18 protein-coding genes are annotated in these 15352 nt (G+C 66.8%); 11 read left to right on the top strand and 7 right to left on the bottom strand.

Annotation, left to right across the window (positions count from 1 at the left end; all coding sequences use genetic code 11):
* Positions 1-56: 56 nt before the first annotated feature.
* From FFS62_RS16320 to FFS62_RS16310, 3 genes are all read left to right on the top strand, one after another.
* Positions 57-1181 (top strand): M14-type cytosolic carboxypeptidase, encoded by a 1125-nt coding sequence (locus FFS62_RS16320; protein ID WP_137973887.1) that lies wholly within the window; start codon positions 57-59, stop codon positions 1179-1181.
* 153 nt (positions 1182-1334) lie between these two features.
* Positions 1335-2165, top strand: a complete 831-nt coding sequence (locus tag FFS62_RS16315) for a PaaX family transcriptional regulator C-terminal domain-containing protein (protein WP_137973886.1) — start codon at positions 1335-1337, stop codon at positions 2163-2165.
* Positions 2166-2181: 16 nt separating this feature from the next.
* Positions 2182-3159: a fatty acid desaturase family protein gene (locus FFS62_RS16310; RefSeq protein WP_137973885.1), complete on the top strand. Its 978-nt coding sequence runs from the start codon at positions 2182-2184 to the stop codon at positions 3157-3159.
* Positions 3160-3201: 42 nt separating this feature from the next.
* On the opposite strand, the gene FFS62_RS16305 is transcribed toward FFS62_RS16310, so the two are convergent.
* The 3 genes from FFS62_RS16305 to trpB all read right to left on the bottom strand — a co-directional run bounded on the left by FFS62_RS16305 (position 3202) and on the right by trpB (position 7514).
* On the bottom strand, positions 3202-5325 hold the full coding sequence (locus FFS62_RS16305) for a TonB-dependent siderophore receptor (RefSeq protein WP_137973884.1): 2124 nt from the start codon (positions 5323-5325) through the stop codon (positions 3202-3204).
* A gap of 153 nt (positions 5326-5478) precedes the next feature.
* On the bottom strand, positions 5479-6288 hold the full coding sequence (gene trpA / locus FFS62_RS16300) for a tryptophan synthase subunit alpha (protein ID WP_137973883.1): 810 nt from the start codon (positions 6286-6288) through the stop codon (positions 5479-5481).
* Positions 6288-7514 carry a tryptophan synthase subunit beta gene (gene trpB, locus FFS62_RS16295; RefSeq protein WP_137973882.1) on the bottom strand — a complete coding sequence of 409 codons (1227 nt, stop codon included), beginning with the start codon at positions 7512-7514 and terminating at the stop codon, positions 6288-6290. Before trpB ends, trpA begins: the two co-directional genes overlap by 1 nt.
* A gap of 123 nt (positions 7515-7637) precedes the next feature.
* Here trpB and FFS62_RS16290 point away from each other — a divergent pair, with 123 nt between their 5' ends.
* From FFS62_RS16290 to FFS62_RS16265, 6 genes are all read left to right on the top strand, one after another.
* The gene (locus FFS62_RS16290) at positions 7638-8306 is read left to right on the top strand and encodes a DUF3592 domain-containing protein (protein ID WP_171016357.1); all 669 of its coding nucleotides are present in this window, start codon (positions 7638-7640) and stop codon (positions 8304-8306) included.
* A gap of 4 nt (positions 8307-8310) precedes the next feature.
* Entirely contained in the window at positions 8311-9198 is an 888-nt protein-coding gene (locus FFS62_RS16285; RefSeq protein ID WP_137973880.1) for a LysR family transcriptional regulator, read from the top strand.
* A gap of 73 nt (positions 9199-9271) precedes the next feature.
* Positions 9272-9487 (top strand): dodecin, encoded by a 216-nt coding sequence (locus FFS62_RS16280; RefSeq protein ID WP_137973879.1) that lies wholly within the window; start codon positions 9272-9274, stop codon positions 9485-9487.
* Positions 9488-9578: 91 nt separating this feature from the next.
* Entirely contained in the window at positions 9579-9803 is a 225-nt protein-coding gene (locus FFS62_RS16275) for a DUF1161 domain-containing protein (protein WP_137973878.1), read from the top strand.
* Positions 9804-9928: 125 nt separating this feature from the next.
* The gene (locus FFS62_RS16270) at positions 9929-10927 is read left to right on the top strand and encodes an LLM class flavin-dependent oxidoreductase (protein WP_137973877.1); all 999 of its coding nucleotides are present in this window, start codon (positions 9929-9931) and stop codon (positions 10925-10927) included.
* 70 nt (positions 10928-10997) lie between these two features.
* The gene (locus FFS62_RS16265) at positions 10998-11423 is read left to right on the top strand and encodes an OsmC family protein (protein WP_137974019.1); all 426 of its coding nucleotides are present in this window, start codon (positions 10998-11000) and stop codon (positions 11421-11423) included.
* A gap of 7 nt (positions 11424-11430) precedes the next feature.
* On the opposite strand, the gene FFS62_RS16260 is transcribed toward FFS62_RS16265, so the two are convergent.
* Positions 11431-11847, bottom strand: coding sequence for a hypothetical protein (locus FFS62_RS16260; RefSeq protein WP_137974018.1), 417 nt, complete (start codon positions 11845-11847; stop codon positions 11431-11433).
* A gap of 41 nt (positions 11848-11888) precedes the next feature.
* Positions 11889-12302 carry a hypothetical protein gene (locus FFS62_RS16255; protein WP_137973876.1) on the bottom strand — a complete coding sequence of 138 codons (414 nt, stop codon included), beginning with the start codon at positions 12300-12302 and terminating at the stop codon, positions 11889-11891.
* Positions 12303-12345: 43 nt separating this feature from the next.
* Here FFS62_RS16255 and FFS62_RS16250 point away from each other — a divergent pair, with 43 nt between their 5' ends.
* Together FFS62_RS16250 and FFS62_RS16245 are read left to right on the top strand one after the other, a co-directional pair.
* Positions 12346-13410: an aminopeptidase gene (locus FFS62_RS16250; protein WP_137973875.1), complete on the top strand. Its 1065-nt coding sequence runs from the start codon at positions 12346-12348 to the stop codon at positions 13408-13410.
* A gap of 31 nt (positions 13411-13441) precedes the next feature.
* Positions 13442-13672, top strand: a complete 231-nt coding sequence (locus tag FFS62_RS16245) for a DUF1161 domain-containing protein (RefSeq protein ID WP_137973874.1) — start codon at positions 13442-13444, stop codon at positions 13670-13672.
* 5 nt (positions 13673-13677) lie between these two features.
* On the opposite strand, the gene FFS62_RS16240 is transcribed toward FFS62_RS16245, so the two are convergent.
* Positions 13678-14628 carry a hypothetical protein gene (locus FFS62_RS16240; protein ID WP_137973873.1) on the bottom strand — a complete coding sequence of 317 codons (951 nt, stop codon included), beginning with the start codon at positions 14626-14628 and terminating at the stop codon, positions 13678-13680.
* Positions 14629-14711: 83 nt separating this feature from the next.
* Positions 14712-15254, bottom strand: coding sequence for a gamma carbonic anhydrase family protein (locus FFS62_RS16235; RefSeq protein ID WP_137973872.1), 543 nt, complete (start codon positions 15252-15254; stop codon positions 14712-14714).
* Positions 15255-15352 lie beyond the last annotated feature (98 nt).

Below are 15352 nucleotides of genomic sequence, written 5' to 3'. Positions count from 1 at the left end.
GCACAGCCGAGCCGGGACGGCTATCCTGCCGGCTTCTCGCAATCAGGACCCCGGCCATGCAGATTCGCAGCGATTTCGACAGCGGCAACATCGAGGTGATCAACGCCGGCGACCCCGGCCAGGTGCGCCTGGCCATCCGCAAGGACTTCGCCAGCGACCATTTCCAGTGGTTCCACTTCCTCGCCGAGGGCCTGAGCGTCGGCCAGCGCCACGGTTTCAGCCTGACCAACGCCGCCCACTCCAGCTACAAGAGCGCCTGGAGCGGCTACCAGGCGGCGGCCAGCTACGACGGCGAGGACTGGTTCCGCGTACCGACCACCTTCGACGCGGACGGCCTGCACTTCGAGCTGCTGGCCGAGCACAGCTCCGCCCGCTTCGCCTACTTTGAGCCCTACTCCCGCGCCCGCCATGCGCGGTTGCTGGTCAAGGCGCTGGCGCTGCCCAACGTCGAGCTGCTGGCCTGCGGCAGCAGCCTACAGGGTCGCGAGCTGCCACTGCTGCATGTGCGCGGCACGGCCAGCGCGCCGCGCAAGATCTGGCTGATCGCCCAGCAGCACCCCGGCGAGCATATGGCCGAGTGGTACATGGAGGGCCTGATCGAGCGCCTCTACCAGGATGACGAGGAGCTGCGGCAACTGCTCAGCAAAGCCGACCTGTACCTGGTGCCGCACATGAACCCGGACGGCGCCTTTCTCGGCAATCTGCGCACCAACGCCGCCGGCAAGGACCTCAATCGCGCCTGGCAGGCACCTTCGGCCAGCGAGAGCCCGGAGGTGCTGTTCGTCCAGCAGCAGATGGCCGCCCAAGGCGTCGACTGCTTCCTGGATATCCACGGCGACGAAGAGATTCCCTACGTGTTCACCGCCGGCTGCGAGGGCAACCCCGGTTTCACACCGCGCCTGGACGCGCTGGAGCAGGAATTCCGCCAACGGCTGATGGCCGTCGGCGAGTTCCAGGTGGAGCACGGCTACCCGCGCGACGAGCCGGGCCAGGCCAACCTGGCGCTGGCCTGCAACTGGGTCGGGCAGACCTACGACTGCCTCGCCTACACGGTGGAAATGCCGTTCAAGGACCACAACCTCTCACCCGACCCACGCACCGGCTGGAACGGCGCGCGTTCCAAGCGCCTGGCGCGCGATGTGCTGAGCGTGCTGGCGGCGATGGTCGACAAGTTGCGCTGAAGCTCACGACGTACCCGAGCCGCTGCCCGCTCCGCGTGCAGCGGCTTTTTATGGTGAACATTTCTTAAAGAACAAAGGAAAAACTTTCTGTTGAAATATTACATTTGTTCAAGTATAAATTTGTTCAAGTGTAATTAAGGCGAAGCCCACCTCATGAAAATCAACGCCAAGAGCCTGATCCTCGAGCTGCTGATGGCCAGCGATGGCGAGCCGCTGCAGGCTCGTGACGCCATTGCCGCCAGCACCCTGTTCGGTATCAGCGAGAATAGCGTGCGTGTCGCCCTGGCCCGGCTGTCGGCCGAAGCTCTGGTGGAAGGTGCCGGGCGCGGCAGCTATCGCCTCGGTCCGATGGCCTTGCAGCTGTCCAGCGAACTGGCCGCCTGGCGTGGCATGGAGCAGCGCATGCGGCCCTGGAGTGGTGCCTACCTGATGGTCGCCTGCGCCGCTCTCGGACGCGTCGACCGCAGCGCTCTGCAGCGCCGCGAGCGGGCCCTGCACATGCTTGGCTTCGTCGAGCTGGAGAAGAGCCTGTACCTGCGCCCGGACAATATCGAGGCGGACATCGATGGCGTGCGCCAGCGCCTGCACAAGCTCGGCCTGGAGCCGGAGGCCCTGCTGTTCCGCGCCGACCAGTTCGGTGCCGAGCAGGAGCGGCGCATCCATGCGCTGTGGGATGGCGCCGCGCTGAGCGCCGCCTACGCCCGGCTGGAAACGCAGCTGGAGGAATGGCGCCAGCGCGCTGCCGAGCTGGAGCCGGAGACCGCCGCGCGCGAGGCCTTCCTGCTCGGACGCCAGGCGATTCGCCAGGCGGCGTTCGACCCCCTTCTGCCCGAGCCCCTGGTCGATGCGGCCGCGCGCGCACGCTTCTTCGCCTGCGTGCAGCGCTTCGTGGAGCACGGCCACCAGATCTGGCGCGGACTGTTTGACGGCAGCCGCCCCAGCCCCAACCCAGCGCACCGGCCGGCGGCCGATCGCCTGCACTGACTCAGGAGAGCCTCGCATGAACAACAAGACCAAAATCAGCGACATCCTCAGCCGCGACGAGATCAAGGCCCTCACCCAGCGCTCTGACTGGCGCGGCGCCTGGGCCGTTGGCTCGACCTGGGCGGTCGTGACCCTGACGTTCGTGGCGCTGGCCTGGGCCGCCGAGCATTTGCCCTGGTGGGCGCTGGTTCCCGCACTGCTGCTGGGCCTGGCGATCATCGGCGGACGCCAGCTGTGCCTGGCCATCCTGCAGCACGATGCGGCCCATGGCACCCTGTTCAAGAGCAAGTGGGGCAACGACGTGCTGGCCGACTGGCTGTGCGCACGGCCGGTGTGGAACGAGGTGCACAAGTACCGCCCCTACCATCTGGTGCACCACGCCAAGACCTCGACCGTGGATGACCCGGATCTGTCCCTGGTATCCGGCTTCCCCACCACCCGCACCTCGCTGCTGCGCAAGCTGGCCCGCGACCTGTTCGGCGTCACCGGGCTCAAGTTCATGCTCGGCCGGGTGCTGATGGACGCCGGTGTGCTCAAGTGGACGGTGGCCAACGATGTGCAGGTGCTGCCTCAGGACGGCCGGCGCTGGTGGAACTACCCGCTGACGTTCCTCGGCAACGCCGCCGGCATGTTGATTACCAATGGCCTGCTGCTGGCCGCATGCTGGGCCAGCGGCCACGCCTGGCTGTATGGCGTCTGGGTGCTGGCCTACGTCACGCCCTTCCCGCTGTTCCTGCGCATCCGCTCCATGGCCGAGCACGCCTGCCTGGAGCCTTCCCGCGATACCCTGCGCAACACCCGCACCACGCACGCCGGCTGGCTGGCCCGCGCCTTCGTCGCGCCGATCCGGGTCAACTACCACATCGAGCACCACCTGATGGCCTCGGTACCCTACTTCCGCCTGCCACAGCTGCACGCCCTGCTGCGCGAGCGCGGCCTGACCCCGGAGCCGCCGGGCTACTGGCAGGTGCTGCGTATCGTCAGCAGCCGCTGAAACGAAGAAGCCGCCCGAGGGCGGCTTTTTCACTGAGCAGGTTCAGAAACGGTAGTTCGCGCTCAGCTCGAGGGTGCGCGGAGCACCGGGAGTGATCAGGTCTACCGAGCCGTGGGCGGAGGCGTAGTAGTCCTTGTTGGTCAGATTGGTCAGGCGCAGCGCCGCATCCCAGGTCGGTTCGTCGTACATCAGCGCGGCGTCGAAGGTGGTGTAGCCGGGCATCACGGTCACGTTGTCCAGGGCGGTGTAACGTTCGTCGACGTAGTTGGCGCCCATGCCCAGGCGCCAGCGCGGGGCCAACTGGCGGACCAGCCAGAGATTGGCGCTGTTGCGCGGGGTCAGTGTCGGTGTCTGGCCTTCGTTGGCAACACCATTGGTCTTGCTGTTGGACTTGGTGATCTCGGCGTCGAGATAGGCGTAGCCACCATAGACCTGCCACTTGTCGCTTAGCTGGCCGCTGAAGGTAGCTTCGAAGCCGTCGGTGCGCTGCTCGCCAGCCAGCACCAGCAGGGCCGGGTTGACCGGGTCGGCGGTCTTCATGTTGGTGCGTTCGAGACGGAACACGGCTGCCGTGACCGACAGGCGACTTTCCAGGAAGTCCCATTTGGCGCCCAACTCGTAGTTGGTGGTTTCTTCTGGTTCCAGGCCGGCATTGGTGGCGCTGACGGCGAACATTTCGCCCGAAGGCTGGTAGCCGCGGCTAACCGAAACGTAATAGGACTGCACCTGGTCCGGCTGGAACACCAGGCCGGCGCGCGGGCTCCAGGTCTTGTCGGTGCGGTCCAGGTCGACATTCAGCGCGCGCTCGTCGTCGTACTCCTGGCCGAAGATGTCATAACGCACACCCAGCAGGGCCTTCCATTGCTCGCTCAGCTCGATCATGTCCTGCACGTAGAAGCCGGCGGTCTCCTGGAAGTTGGTGCCCTTGGCGCTCAGGGTGCTGGCATGCTCCCGTACCGGCACCAAGACGTCGCGGTACACCGGAACCTGCGTCACGTTGTTCTGGCTGAATGACCGCTGGTGCTTGTCCTGGTGCCCCAGCTCTACGCCGTAGAGCAGGCTGTGCTGCATCTCTGCCAGCAGCACCTGCTGCTTCAGCTCGGTCTGGTTGAAGATGCCGTATTCGTCGCGGGCGACATTGCCGCGATTCAGCTTCACCAGCAACTCACCCTTGGAGTTGGTAACGAAGCGGGTCGGGCTGGAGTCGGCCAGGGTGTTATTGCGATCCAGGTCATAGCGGTAGTAGCGGGTGTTGTTGCTCAGGCTGAGGTCGTCGTTGATCCGATAGTCGACGCCGGCGGTGAGGGTGAACACCTCGCTGCGCGCGTAGTCCTGATCCGGGTCGCCGGAGCCGAAGCGCTTGTCGCGATCGACATCCACCGGGCGGCCGTTGCGCGCCGGGATGCCGAAGTCGATCAGGCGCTTGTCGTACAGGTAGGTGGCGCCGAGGTTCAGCTCCAGGTCATCGGAGAGGCGGAAGTAGGCCGAGGGGGCAATGGCCTTGCGGTCGGTGTAACCGTCATCGCGGAAGGTGTCGCTGTCCTCCAGCGCGCCGGTGATGCGGAATGCCTTGTCGCCCTGCTCCTGGTCGGCCCAGCCTGCGTCGAACTGGGTACGGCGCTGCCCTTCGCTGTCGAAGCTGACCCCCACTTCCTGCTGCGGGGAGAAATTCGGCTTCTTGCTGACGCTGTTGATCAGGCCACCGGAAGAGCCCCGGCCATAGAGCACAGCGGCCGGGCCCTTGATCACCTCGACCCGCTCGATGTTGGAGAGATCGCGGAAGTACAGGGCGTCGTCGCGGAAGCCGTCGACGAACATGTCGCCGATGGCGCTAAAGCCGCGGATGGTGACCTGGTCACGCTGGCCGTCGCCATTGGACTGACCGATGCCGGGCACGTTCTTCAGCACATCCTCCAGCGACTTGGCGCCCTGATCCTTGATCACGCTCTCGGGTATCACGTTCACCGTCTGCGGAATATCCCGCAGGGGAGCGTCGATTTTCAGCGCGCTGCGGCTTTCACTGGCCTGGTAGCTGCGCTGCTGGGACTCGCCGCTGATGGCGGTGGCTGGCAATGTTGCGGCAGGAAGGGTCGCGGCAGACAGGGTGGGAACAATCAGTAGACCGAACAGCGGCAGGGTGGAAGGAATACGCGAGAAAGTCACCATCAAGCTCCATTTGTAAATTATTCGTAAATGGTAACAATTCATTAATATCCTTGAGAAGGATTATCTTTTGGCTCACTGCTTGCTGCGCGCAGGCAATAAAAAAGCCGCTGCCTGTGTGAACAGGCAGCGGCTCGGATTTAGCCGGCTGTTTAGTTAGCGCCGAGCGCCGCGCACGCCCTCGGCCAGCTGGGCGCACAGGTTCAGCACGCCGTCGACGGCCTGTTGCGGGCTGGCGGCCTTGGCGATCTGATCGACCAGTGCCGAACCCACTACCACGCCCTCGGCTCGGCGCGCCACGTCGGCGGCGTGCTCCGGGGTGCGGATGCCGAAGCCGATGCACACCGGCAGGTCGGTGTGGCGGCGCAGGCGTGCGTGCGCCTCGTCCACCTGGTCCAGGGTGGCGGAACCGGCACCGGTAACGCCGGCCACCGAGACGTAGTAGACGAAGCCCGAGCTGCCGTTGAGTACGGTCGGCAGGCGCTTGTCGTCGGTGGTCGGGGTGGTCAGGCGAATGAAGTCGATGCCCGCGGCCTGGGCCGGGAAGCACAGGTCGGCGTTATGTTCCGGCGGCAGGTCGACCACGATCAGGCCGTCCACGCCGGCTTCCTTGGCGTCGGCGATGAACTTGTCGACACCGTAGTAGTGGATGGGGTTGAAGTAGCCCATCAGCACCAGCGGGGTGTTCTGCTCGCCTGCGCGGAATTCGCGAACCATCTGCAGGGTCTTGGCCAGGGTCTGCTTGGCGCCGAGGGCGCGGATGTTGGCCAGCTGGATCGACGGGCCGTCGGCCATCGGATCGGTGAAGGGCATGCCCAACTCGATCACGTCGGCACCGGCGGCCGGCAGGCCTTTGAGGATGGCCAGCGAGGTGTTGTAGTCCGGGTCGCCGCCGGTGACGAAGGTGACCAAGGCGGCGCGGTTCTGTTGTTTCAGCTTGGCAAATCGGCTCTGCAGACGGCTCATCAGTTGTTCTCCGATTTGGACAGGTCGAGGTGGTGCATGACGGTCTGCATGTCCTTGTCGCCGCGGCCCGACAGGTTGACCACCATCAGGTGATCCTTGGGCAGGTTCGGCGCGCGCTTGAACACTTCGGCCAGGGCGTGGGAGCTCTCCAGGGCCGGGATGATGCCCTCCAGGCGGCAGCATTGGTGGAAGGCGGCCAGGGCTTCGTCATCGGTGATGGATGTGTATTCCACTCGGCCGATATCGTGCAGCCAGGCGTGCTCGGGGCCGATGCCGGGGTAGTCGAGGCCTGCGGAGATCGAGTGGGCGTCGATGATCTGGCCGTCGTCGTCCTGCAGCAGGAAGGTGCGGTTGCCGTGCAGCACGCCCGGTACGCCGCCATTGAGGCTGGCGGCGTGCTTGCCGGTTTCGATGCCGTGGCCGGCCGCTTCGACGCCGACGATCTGTACCGACTTGTCATCGAGGAACGGGTGGAACAGGCCCATGGCGTTGGAGCCGCCGCCGATGCAGGCGACCAGCGAATCGGGCAGACGGCCTTCCTTCTCGGCCAGCTGCTCGCGGGTTTCCTTGCCGATCACCGCCTGGAAGTCGCGGACCATGGCCGGGTACGGATGCGGGCCGGCGACGGTGCCGATCAAGTAGAAGGTGTTGTGCACGTTGGTCACCCAGTCGCGCAGCGCCTCGTTCATCGCATCCTTGAGGGTGCCGGTGCCGGCGGTGACCGGGATCACGGTGGCGCCCAGCAGCTTCATGCGGAACACGTTGGCCTGCTGGCGATGGATGTCGGTGGTGCCCATGAAGATCACGCATTCCATGCCGAAGCGCGCCGCGACGGTGGCGGTGGCCACGCCGTGCATGCCGGCGCCGGTCTCGGCGATGATGCGTTTCTTGCCCATGCGCTTGGCCAGGAGGATCTGGCCGATGCAGTTGTTGATCTTGTGCGCGCCGGTGTGATTCAGCTCTTCGCGCTTGAGGTAGATCTTGGCGCCGCCGCAGTGCTCGGTCAGGCGCTCGGCGAAGTACAGCGGGCTCGGGCGGCCGACGTAGTCACGTTGGAAGTAGGCCAGCTCCTTGGCGAATTCCGGGTCGGCCTTGGCCTTCTCGTATTCGGCGGCGAGGTCGTGGATCAGCGGCATCAGGGTCTCGGCGACGTACTGGCCGCCGAAGGAGCCGAACAGGCCGGTGGCGTCAGGGCCGGTGCGAAGGGAGTTCTGTGAACCAGACATGGCTGTCATCCGTAGGTTGGTCAGACAATGGCGGCAGTTTAAGACCGGATGGGGCGGATAAAAACCGATAAATCTGCCTGGATATGTGAATTTTTCTGACATATAAAGACATGGAAGTCGATGATGAATGATCGCTGGTTGCTAGTCTTTCCTGCCTTTGGTGGCCTTCTCTTGATAGTTGCACTGCTGCTGCAGATTCACAGATGGAACGAAGAGGAACGCATGCTGCGGACGGCTGGTAGCGTGGTGGCCGTGAGTGGCAGGGGCTGCCCCAGCATTGCGTTCTCCACTGGGCAGGGCGAACGAGTGACTTTCCCTGGCCAGGTATGCAGCCGGCCGGGCTACGAGATCGGCGAGTCGGTCGAACTGCTCTATGACCCGCTAGAGCCAGAAAACGCACATATCGATGGCTTCACGCAGAACTGGTTCGTCAGCCTGATTCTGGGCAGCTTCGGCTCGATCTTTCTGCTGGGGGGCATGGTCTTCGTGCTGCCTGAAGCGCTAGCCAGGCGCAGGCGTTCCCGGTTGGAGAGACGCGGCCAGGCGGTGCAGGCGCGTATCGTCGAAATCCGCCGCAACCCCTTTGCCACGCTGAACAATGTGCCGGCCTGGCAACTGGTCTGCCAGTGGCAGAACCCGGCCAACGGCGCGGTACATCTGTTCTACAGCGAAGACCTGTGGTTCGACCCGCTGCCCTTTGTTCAGCGTGACTCACTGCAGGTACGCATCGACCCCGATAATCCCCGGCGCTACAGCGTCGACACCAGTTTCCTGCCGCGCCTGGCGATGTAACGAGATGAGCCGAGAACTGCCCCCGCTGAATGCCCTGCGCGCCTTCGAGGCCGCCGCTCGCCTGCTCAGCGTCAGCCAGGCGGCGGCCGAACTACATGTGACTCATGGGGCGGTGAGCCGGCAGATTCGGGTGCTGGAGGAACAGCTCGGGGTCAGCCTGTTCGACAAGGATGGGCGCGGCGTGAAACTCACCGATGCCGGGGTGCGCCTGCGTGACGTCGCCTCCGAGAGCTTCGAGCGTCTGCGCAGCACCTGTGCCGAACTGCGCCAGCGCCAGGAGGGTGCGCCCTTCGTCCTCGGCTGTCCGGGCAGCCTGCTGGCGCGTTGGTTCATTCCGCGGCTGGACCGGCTCAACCGCGAGCTGCCCGAGCTGCGTCTGCAGCTGTCGTCCAGCGAGGGCGAGCTGGACCCGCGCCGGCCCGGTGTCGATGCCACCCTGTGCTTCGCCACCCCACCCTGGCCGGCGGACATGCAGGTGTACGAGCTGGCGGCGGAGCGCATCGGCCCGGTGTTGAGCCCGCGTTACCAGGGGCATGCGCGCCTGAGTGGAGAACCGGCCGCCGCCCTGCTCGGCGAGCCGCTGCTGCACACTGCCTCACGCCCCCAGGCCTGGCCGCAGTGGGCCGAGGCCCAGGGGCTGGAGGTGGCACGACTGCAGCAGGGCCAGGGCTTCGAGCATCTCTATTACCTGCTGGAAGCCGCCGCCGCCGGCCTCGGCGTGGCCATCGCCCCGCAGCAGCTGGTGGCGGACGACCTGGCAGGCGGTCGCCTGGTCGCGCCCTGGGGCTTTGTCGAAACCTCGGCCCGCTTGGCCCTGTGGGTGCCCGGGCGCAGCCGCGATGATCGCGCCGAGCGCCTGGCGCAGTGGCTGGGCCGCGAACTGGCGGGTTGAGTCGCGCCCCGCTTGTGCTTTCGCCCGGCTTGGCTAGCGTGAAGAAGAGGCCTGCCTGCCCAAGGAGAAGCACATGTCCGATCACCGTACCTACAAGAAAATCGAAGTCGTCGGCACTTCCAAGGTGAGCATCGAGGATGCCATCGCCAATGCCCTGGCCGAATGCGCCAAGTCCGTGCGCAACATGGACTGGTTCGAGGTCGTCGACACCCGTGGCCACATCGTCGACGGCAAGGTGGCGCATTACCAGGTCGAGCTCAAGGTCGGTTTCCGCATCAGCAACAGCTGAGCGGCGCACGGTTTCGCCCGCGCCTGTCGGCTAGTCTTGGTCGGTCCGGGGCGGGTTGCCCCGCGAGTCCACCTACGAAGGAGCGTTATCCATGAAGCAAATGATGCTGGGCCTGGCCCTGTTCACCCTGGCCGGTTCTGCCTTGGCTGCTGGCAAACCCTGCGACGAGCTGAAGGCGGAGATCGACGCCAAGCTCAAGGACAAGGGCGTGGCTGCCTACACCCTGGAAGTGGTCGACAAGGGTGCGGCCGGCGACAAGCAGGTGGTTGGCACCTGCGAAGCCGACACCAAGGAAATCGTCTACCAGCGCGGCTGATCACCTAGCCGCAACTAGGCCGGAGTCTCCGCAAGGGGCTCCGGCCTTTTTCATGGCGCGGCCGAATGGCGGCTTGCCTTTCGCCGGGACGACCCCATAAAGCAGGTATGACCCGAGGAGGCCTTATGAGCAAGCTGTCCACCACGCCATTCTCCGTACTCGACCTGGCGCCCATGCGCGACGACGATATCGGTGCCGCGCCCGCCCTGCAGCGATCCCTCGACCTGGCCCGCCACGTGGAGAGCCTCGGCTTCTCGCGCATGTGGGTGGCTGAGCACCACAACATGGAGGGCATCGCCAGTTCCGCCACCGCCGTGCTGCTCGGCTACCTGGCGGCCAACACCTCGACCCTGCGCCTCGGCTCCGGCGGCATCATGCTGCCCAACCACGCGCCGCTGGTGGTGGCCGAGCAGTTCGGCACCCTCGCCGCGCTCTACCCCGGCCGCATCGAACTGGGCCTGGGCCGCGCGCCGGGTGCCGACCAGGCCACCGCCCGCGCCCTGCGCCGCGACCGCCTGGGCAGCGCCGAGGACTTCCCGCAGGACGTCGAGGAGCTGGAAACCCTGCTCGGCCCGCGCCAGCCCGGGCAGACGGTGCTGGCCGTGCCGGGCGTCGACAGCCAGGTGCCGATCTGGCTGCTCGGCTCCAGCCTGTTCAGCGCCCAGCTGGCCGCGCAGAAGGGCCTGCCCTATGCCTTCGCCTCGCACTTCGCGCCGCGCTACCTGCACCAGGCGCTGCGCATCTACCGCGAGAACTTCCAGCCCTCGGCCGCGCTGGCCAAACCCTACGCCATGATCGGCGTGCCGCTGATCGCCGCGCCCAGTGACGAGGAAGCCGAATTCCTCGCCACCACCGCCTACCAGCGGGTGCTGGCGCTGATGCGCGGGCAAAGCCTGGTGCTGCGCCCGCCAGTGGAGAGCATGGTCGGCCGCTGGCAGCCCCACGAGCAGCAGGCGGTCGGCGACTTCCTCGGCCTGGCGGCGATCGGCGGGCCGGAGAAGGTGCGTGCGCGTCTGGAGGTGCTGCTGGAGCAGAGCGGCGCCGACGAGCTGATCTTCACCTGCGACCTGTACCAGCCCGAGCACCGCCTGCGCAGCTTCGAGATAGTCGCCGGGCTGCGATAGGACGAACTTTGCCGCAGCGGCGTTCCTCTCAACTGGGTATCCACCCACGCGAGAGGAGCAGCACATGACCATCAAGAAGAGGGCTTCGGCCCACTGGCAGGGCGGCATCAAGGACGGCAAGGGGCGTATCTCCACCCAGAGCGGCGCGCTGAAGGACCAGCCCTACGGCTTCAACACCCGCTTCGAGGATCAGCCCGGCACCAACCCCGAGGAGCTGATCGGCGCCGCCCATGCCGGCTGCTTCTCCATGGCCCTGTCCAAGGAGCTGGAGGAGCGCGGCATGCTCGCCGAGAGCATCGATACCCAGGCCGAGGTGTGGCTGGAGAAGGAGGACGGCGGCTTTCGCATCAGCGCCGTGCACCTGAGCCTGCGCGCCAGGATTCCCGGCGCCGACCGCAACAAGTTCGAGGAGGCGGTGGAGACGGCCAAGACCGGTTGCCCGGTGTCCAAGCTGCTCAACGCCGAAATCAGCCTGCAGGTGACGCTGGACGCCTGAGCGGCGCTCAGAAGGTGTTGCAGCGCAGTACGTCGGCGCGCGCCAGCACCTGGCGGCCCTCACCGTACAGCCAGCCCTGGGCCTTGTATTGCAGCGGCCGGGCCTCGATGCGGTAGCGCTGGCCGGCGGCGAAGCCGTCGTAGCGGAAGCGCAGGTGGCAGGTCATCTGGATCGGCTCGTTGCTGAACTCACCACCGCCACCGCCGGCCACCTCGAACTGGAAGCGCACCTGCAGCTCGTGGGCGCCGGGTGCCACCTGGAAGTAGCGGCCGTCGCGAGTCTGCTGGTCGTCCAGCTTGTGCGCCATCAGGGTGTAGCCGGGGCTGGCGTACAGCTCGACCCAGGCCTGTTGCGGGTCCGCCGGCGGCAATGGGCTGGCGCAGGCGCCGAGGGCGAGCAGGGGCAGCAACAGGGGCAGGCGCATGGCGGTTTCCTCGACGATGGAGAAGACCAGCATAGCGCCGATCAGACGGCGCCGCAGCGGCCCTCGCGAGCCCTCGCCAGGTCTTCGCCACGCTCGTCCTGCAACTGCGCCCAGGGGCGAAAGCCGCGGCTGCCGGCTTTGAGTCGATAGCGCTGGCCGGCGGCGAAGTCGGCGTAGTCGAGGGTCAGCAGGCAGGTGCGCGGCAGGCTCTGCTGCGCGCCGGTGTTGGCGGGCGCCACCTCGAAGCGCAGGCGCACCTGCAACTCGTGGCGGCCCGGAGGAATCTGGAAGTAGCGGTCGTCGTCCAGCGTCTTGCCGTCTACCTGCACCGCCTCCAGGCGGCCGTCGTGGCGCTCGTGCAGTTCGATCCAGGCCTGCGCGGGATCGTGAAAAGGCATCAGCAGGGAACAGCCGCCGAGCAGAACGGGCAGGCAGAGCAACAGAGGTGTGCGCATGGCGGGCTTCCTAGGCAGAGGGGCAATGCAATAGGCTCGCGAGATGCCTATCGCCCTACTCGACCGCCGCGCGCGGTGCCTGGTTCCGCTGTGGCTCGGCGTTCTGCTGAGCGGTTGCGCCAGCCTCGACTATTACGCCCAGGTCAGCCGTGGCCAGCTCGACCTGCTCGCCGCGCGCCAGCCGGTGGCCGAGCTGCTCGCCGATGCGCAGGCCGATCCCCAGCTGCAGCGCCGCCTGGCGCTGGCCCAGCGGGCCCGCGACTTCGCCAGCGCGCGTCTGGCGTTGCCGGACAACCGCAGCTATCGCCTGTATGCGGATCTGCAGCGGCCCTATGTGGTGTGGAATGTATTCGCCACGCCGGAGCTGTCGCTGGCGCCTTTGACCCACTGCTTCCCCGTCGCCGGCTGCGTGGCCTACCGCGGCTTCTACCAGCAGGGACGCGCCCGTGGCGCCGCCGCCCTGCTGCAGGCCGAGGGCATGGACACCTATGTGGCCGGCATCGAGGCCTATTCGACCCTGGGCTGGTTCGACGACCCCATCCTCAACACCATGCTGCGCTGGGACGACGAGCGCCTGGCCGCGGTGATCTTCCACGAGCTGGCGCACCAGCAGCTGTACGTGGCCGACGACACGGCGTTCAACGAGTCCTTCGCCAGCTTCGTCGAGCAGGAGGGCCTGCGCCAGTGGCGTGCCGCCCGCGGCCTGGCTCCGGTGGACGCGGGTGAGGAGCAACAGCGGCGCCAGTTCACCGAGCTGATCCTGGCCAGCCGCGAGCGTCTGCAGGCGCTCTACGACGGCCCGACCAGCGATGAACACAAGCGCGCCGGCAAGGCCGCCGAGTTCGCGCGCCTGCGTGCCGAATACCGCGCCCTGCGCGACGGCGAGTGGGGTGGCGATCGGCGCTACGACGCCTGGGTCGCCCAGCCGCTGAACAACGCCCGGCTGCTGCCGTTCGGCCTCTACGACCAGTGGGTGGAGGCGTTCGCCGCGCTGTTCCACCTGGCCGACGGCGACTGGGCGGAGTTCTACCGCCGCGCCGCCGCCCTGGGTGAGCTGGACGCAGAGCAACGCGAGCGAACCCTGGCGGCGCTGGCCGATCGGAACTAGAACTGCCTGATTCCATCCCGAGGAGCATGCGATGAAGCGCTGGTTTGCGGCCGCCCTGGCCACCCTGCTATGCGGCGGCGCCCTCGCCGCGCCCAAGCCCTGCGAAGCGCTGAAGCGCGAGATCGAGGTGAAGATCCAGGCGGCCAAGGTGACCAGCTACACCCTGGAGATAGTGCCGGCCGCCGACGTGGAAGACCCCAACATGGTGGTCGGCAGCTGCGAGGGTGGCAGCCGCAAGATCATCTACCAGAAGAACGAGTGAGTCGCTCAGGCCGCCGCGGCGCGATAGATCCAGCGCAGGCCCAGCACGGTCAGCGGCCACAGCAGCGCCAGCACGCCGATGCCCAAAGCCAGCAGCAGCGCGGGATGGAACAGCTCGCTGCCGCGATCGGCCAGCGCATACATCACCAGCAGACCGGCGACCAGCAGCTGGGCCAGCATCCACACGACGAAGATCGCCAGGGCGGTGAGCAGCAGTTGCCCCGCTCTCAGCCGATGCAGGCGCGCCGGCAGCGCGCTCCAGCTGCTGGCGAACACCAGCGCGGCGCCGAGCAGAGGAGTCAGGCAGGCCAAGGCCAGCGGCAGGGCCGCGCTGTAACCCGGCACCACCTGTTTGATCAGGATGTCCAGGGTCTTCAGGCTCAGCAGCAGGACGCACAGCGCCAGCAGCGCCGCCACACTGGTGCGCCCCACCGGGGCCGGTACGCAGGCTTGCCGCGCGCCCAGGCGCAGGCCGAGCCACAGCGGTAGCAGGTTGGTCAGAGCGAAGGCCAGCAGGCCCAGCGGCTCGAACACCAGCGGCTGGTACAGCCCCGTCAGACTGCCGTGCTCACTGAGCCAGCCATACAGGCCGGAGAGCAGATAGGCTGACAACATGCCGTAGAGCAGGCCGGCCAGCACGATGGCGGCGGCAACCGCCAGTAGCACCCGGCCGGGTTTGACCAGGACCGCCGCATGGCGCTCCTGATGGCTGGCGACCAGCAGGGTGGCGGCCAGCCCGCCGAGCAGGATGCTGCACAGCCAGCCCGGCAGCAGATGCATCAGGTTGCCGAGCAGGTAGTCGCCGAACTCGGCGTGGTTCAGCGCGGCCAGCAGATTGCCGACCACCAGGCTTTGCAGCATCACCAGCGCCCCCATGGCGCCGAAGGCACAGGGCTGTTGCGAGGCTGGGCGCTCGGCGGCCGGCTGGGGAGCGGAGGTAGCGAAGGGGTTGGTCATCGGCAAAATCCTTTTCGAGGGCGTCCAGAGTAGGCGCAGGGTCCATCCGCGCCCAGTGTGCTAGGCGGAGGGCGTGAAGCCGTTCACCGGTCGTAGCCCTCGGCCAGGTGCACGTCCTTGAGCTTCACGTAGTTGGCCGCGCTGTAGGCGAAGAACGCGCGTTCCTTGTCGGTAAGGGCGCGGGCCTGCTTCACCGGGCTGCCGACGTACAGGTAGCCGCTCTGCAGCACCTTGCCCGGCGGCACCAGGGAGCCGGCACCGATCACCACCTCGTCCTCGACCACCGCGCCGTCCATCACGATGCTACCCATGCCGACCAGGATGCGGTTGCCCAGGGTGCAGCCGTGCAGGGTGACGTTGTGGCCGATGGTCACCTCGTCGCCGATCAGCAGCGGGTAGCCGTCCGGGTTGAACGGCCCGGCGTGGGTGATGTGCAGCACGCTGCCGTCCTGCACGCTGGTGCGCGCGCCGATCCTGATCCGGTGCATATCGCCGCGCACCACGGCCATCGGCCACACCGAGGCGTCCTCGCCGAGCACCACGTCGCCGATCACCACGGCCGAGGCGTCGACGAAGGCACGCGGGCCCAGCTGCGGGGCGGTGTCCTGGTAAGTTCGAATCGCCACGATAGTCTCCTTCAGGCTGCGGTTGCCGCCGATTGTAATTAACATTCGGCGCATTCCGGTTGTTAAAGGTCGCTCGCGACCCCATAACCTGTATCTGC

It is taken from the genome of Pseudomonas sp. F(2018), assembly GCF_005508865.1.
In the GTDB taxonomy this organism is placed as follows: Bacteria; Pseudomonadota; Gammaproteobacteria; order Pseudomonadales; family Pseudomonadaceae; genus Aquipseudomonas.
Note: the sequence above shows the minus strand (reverse complement) of the source record. Positions and strands in the feature narration are given on the sequence as shown.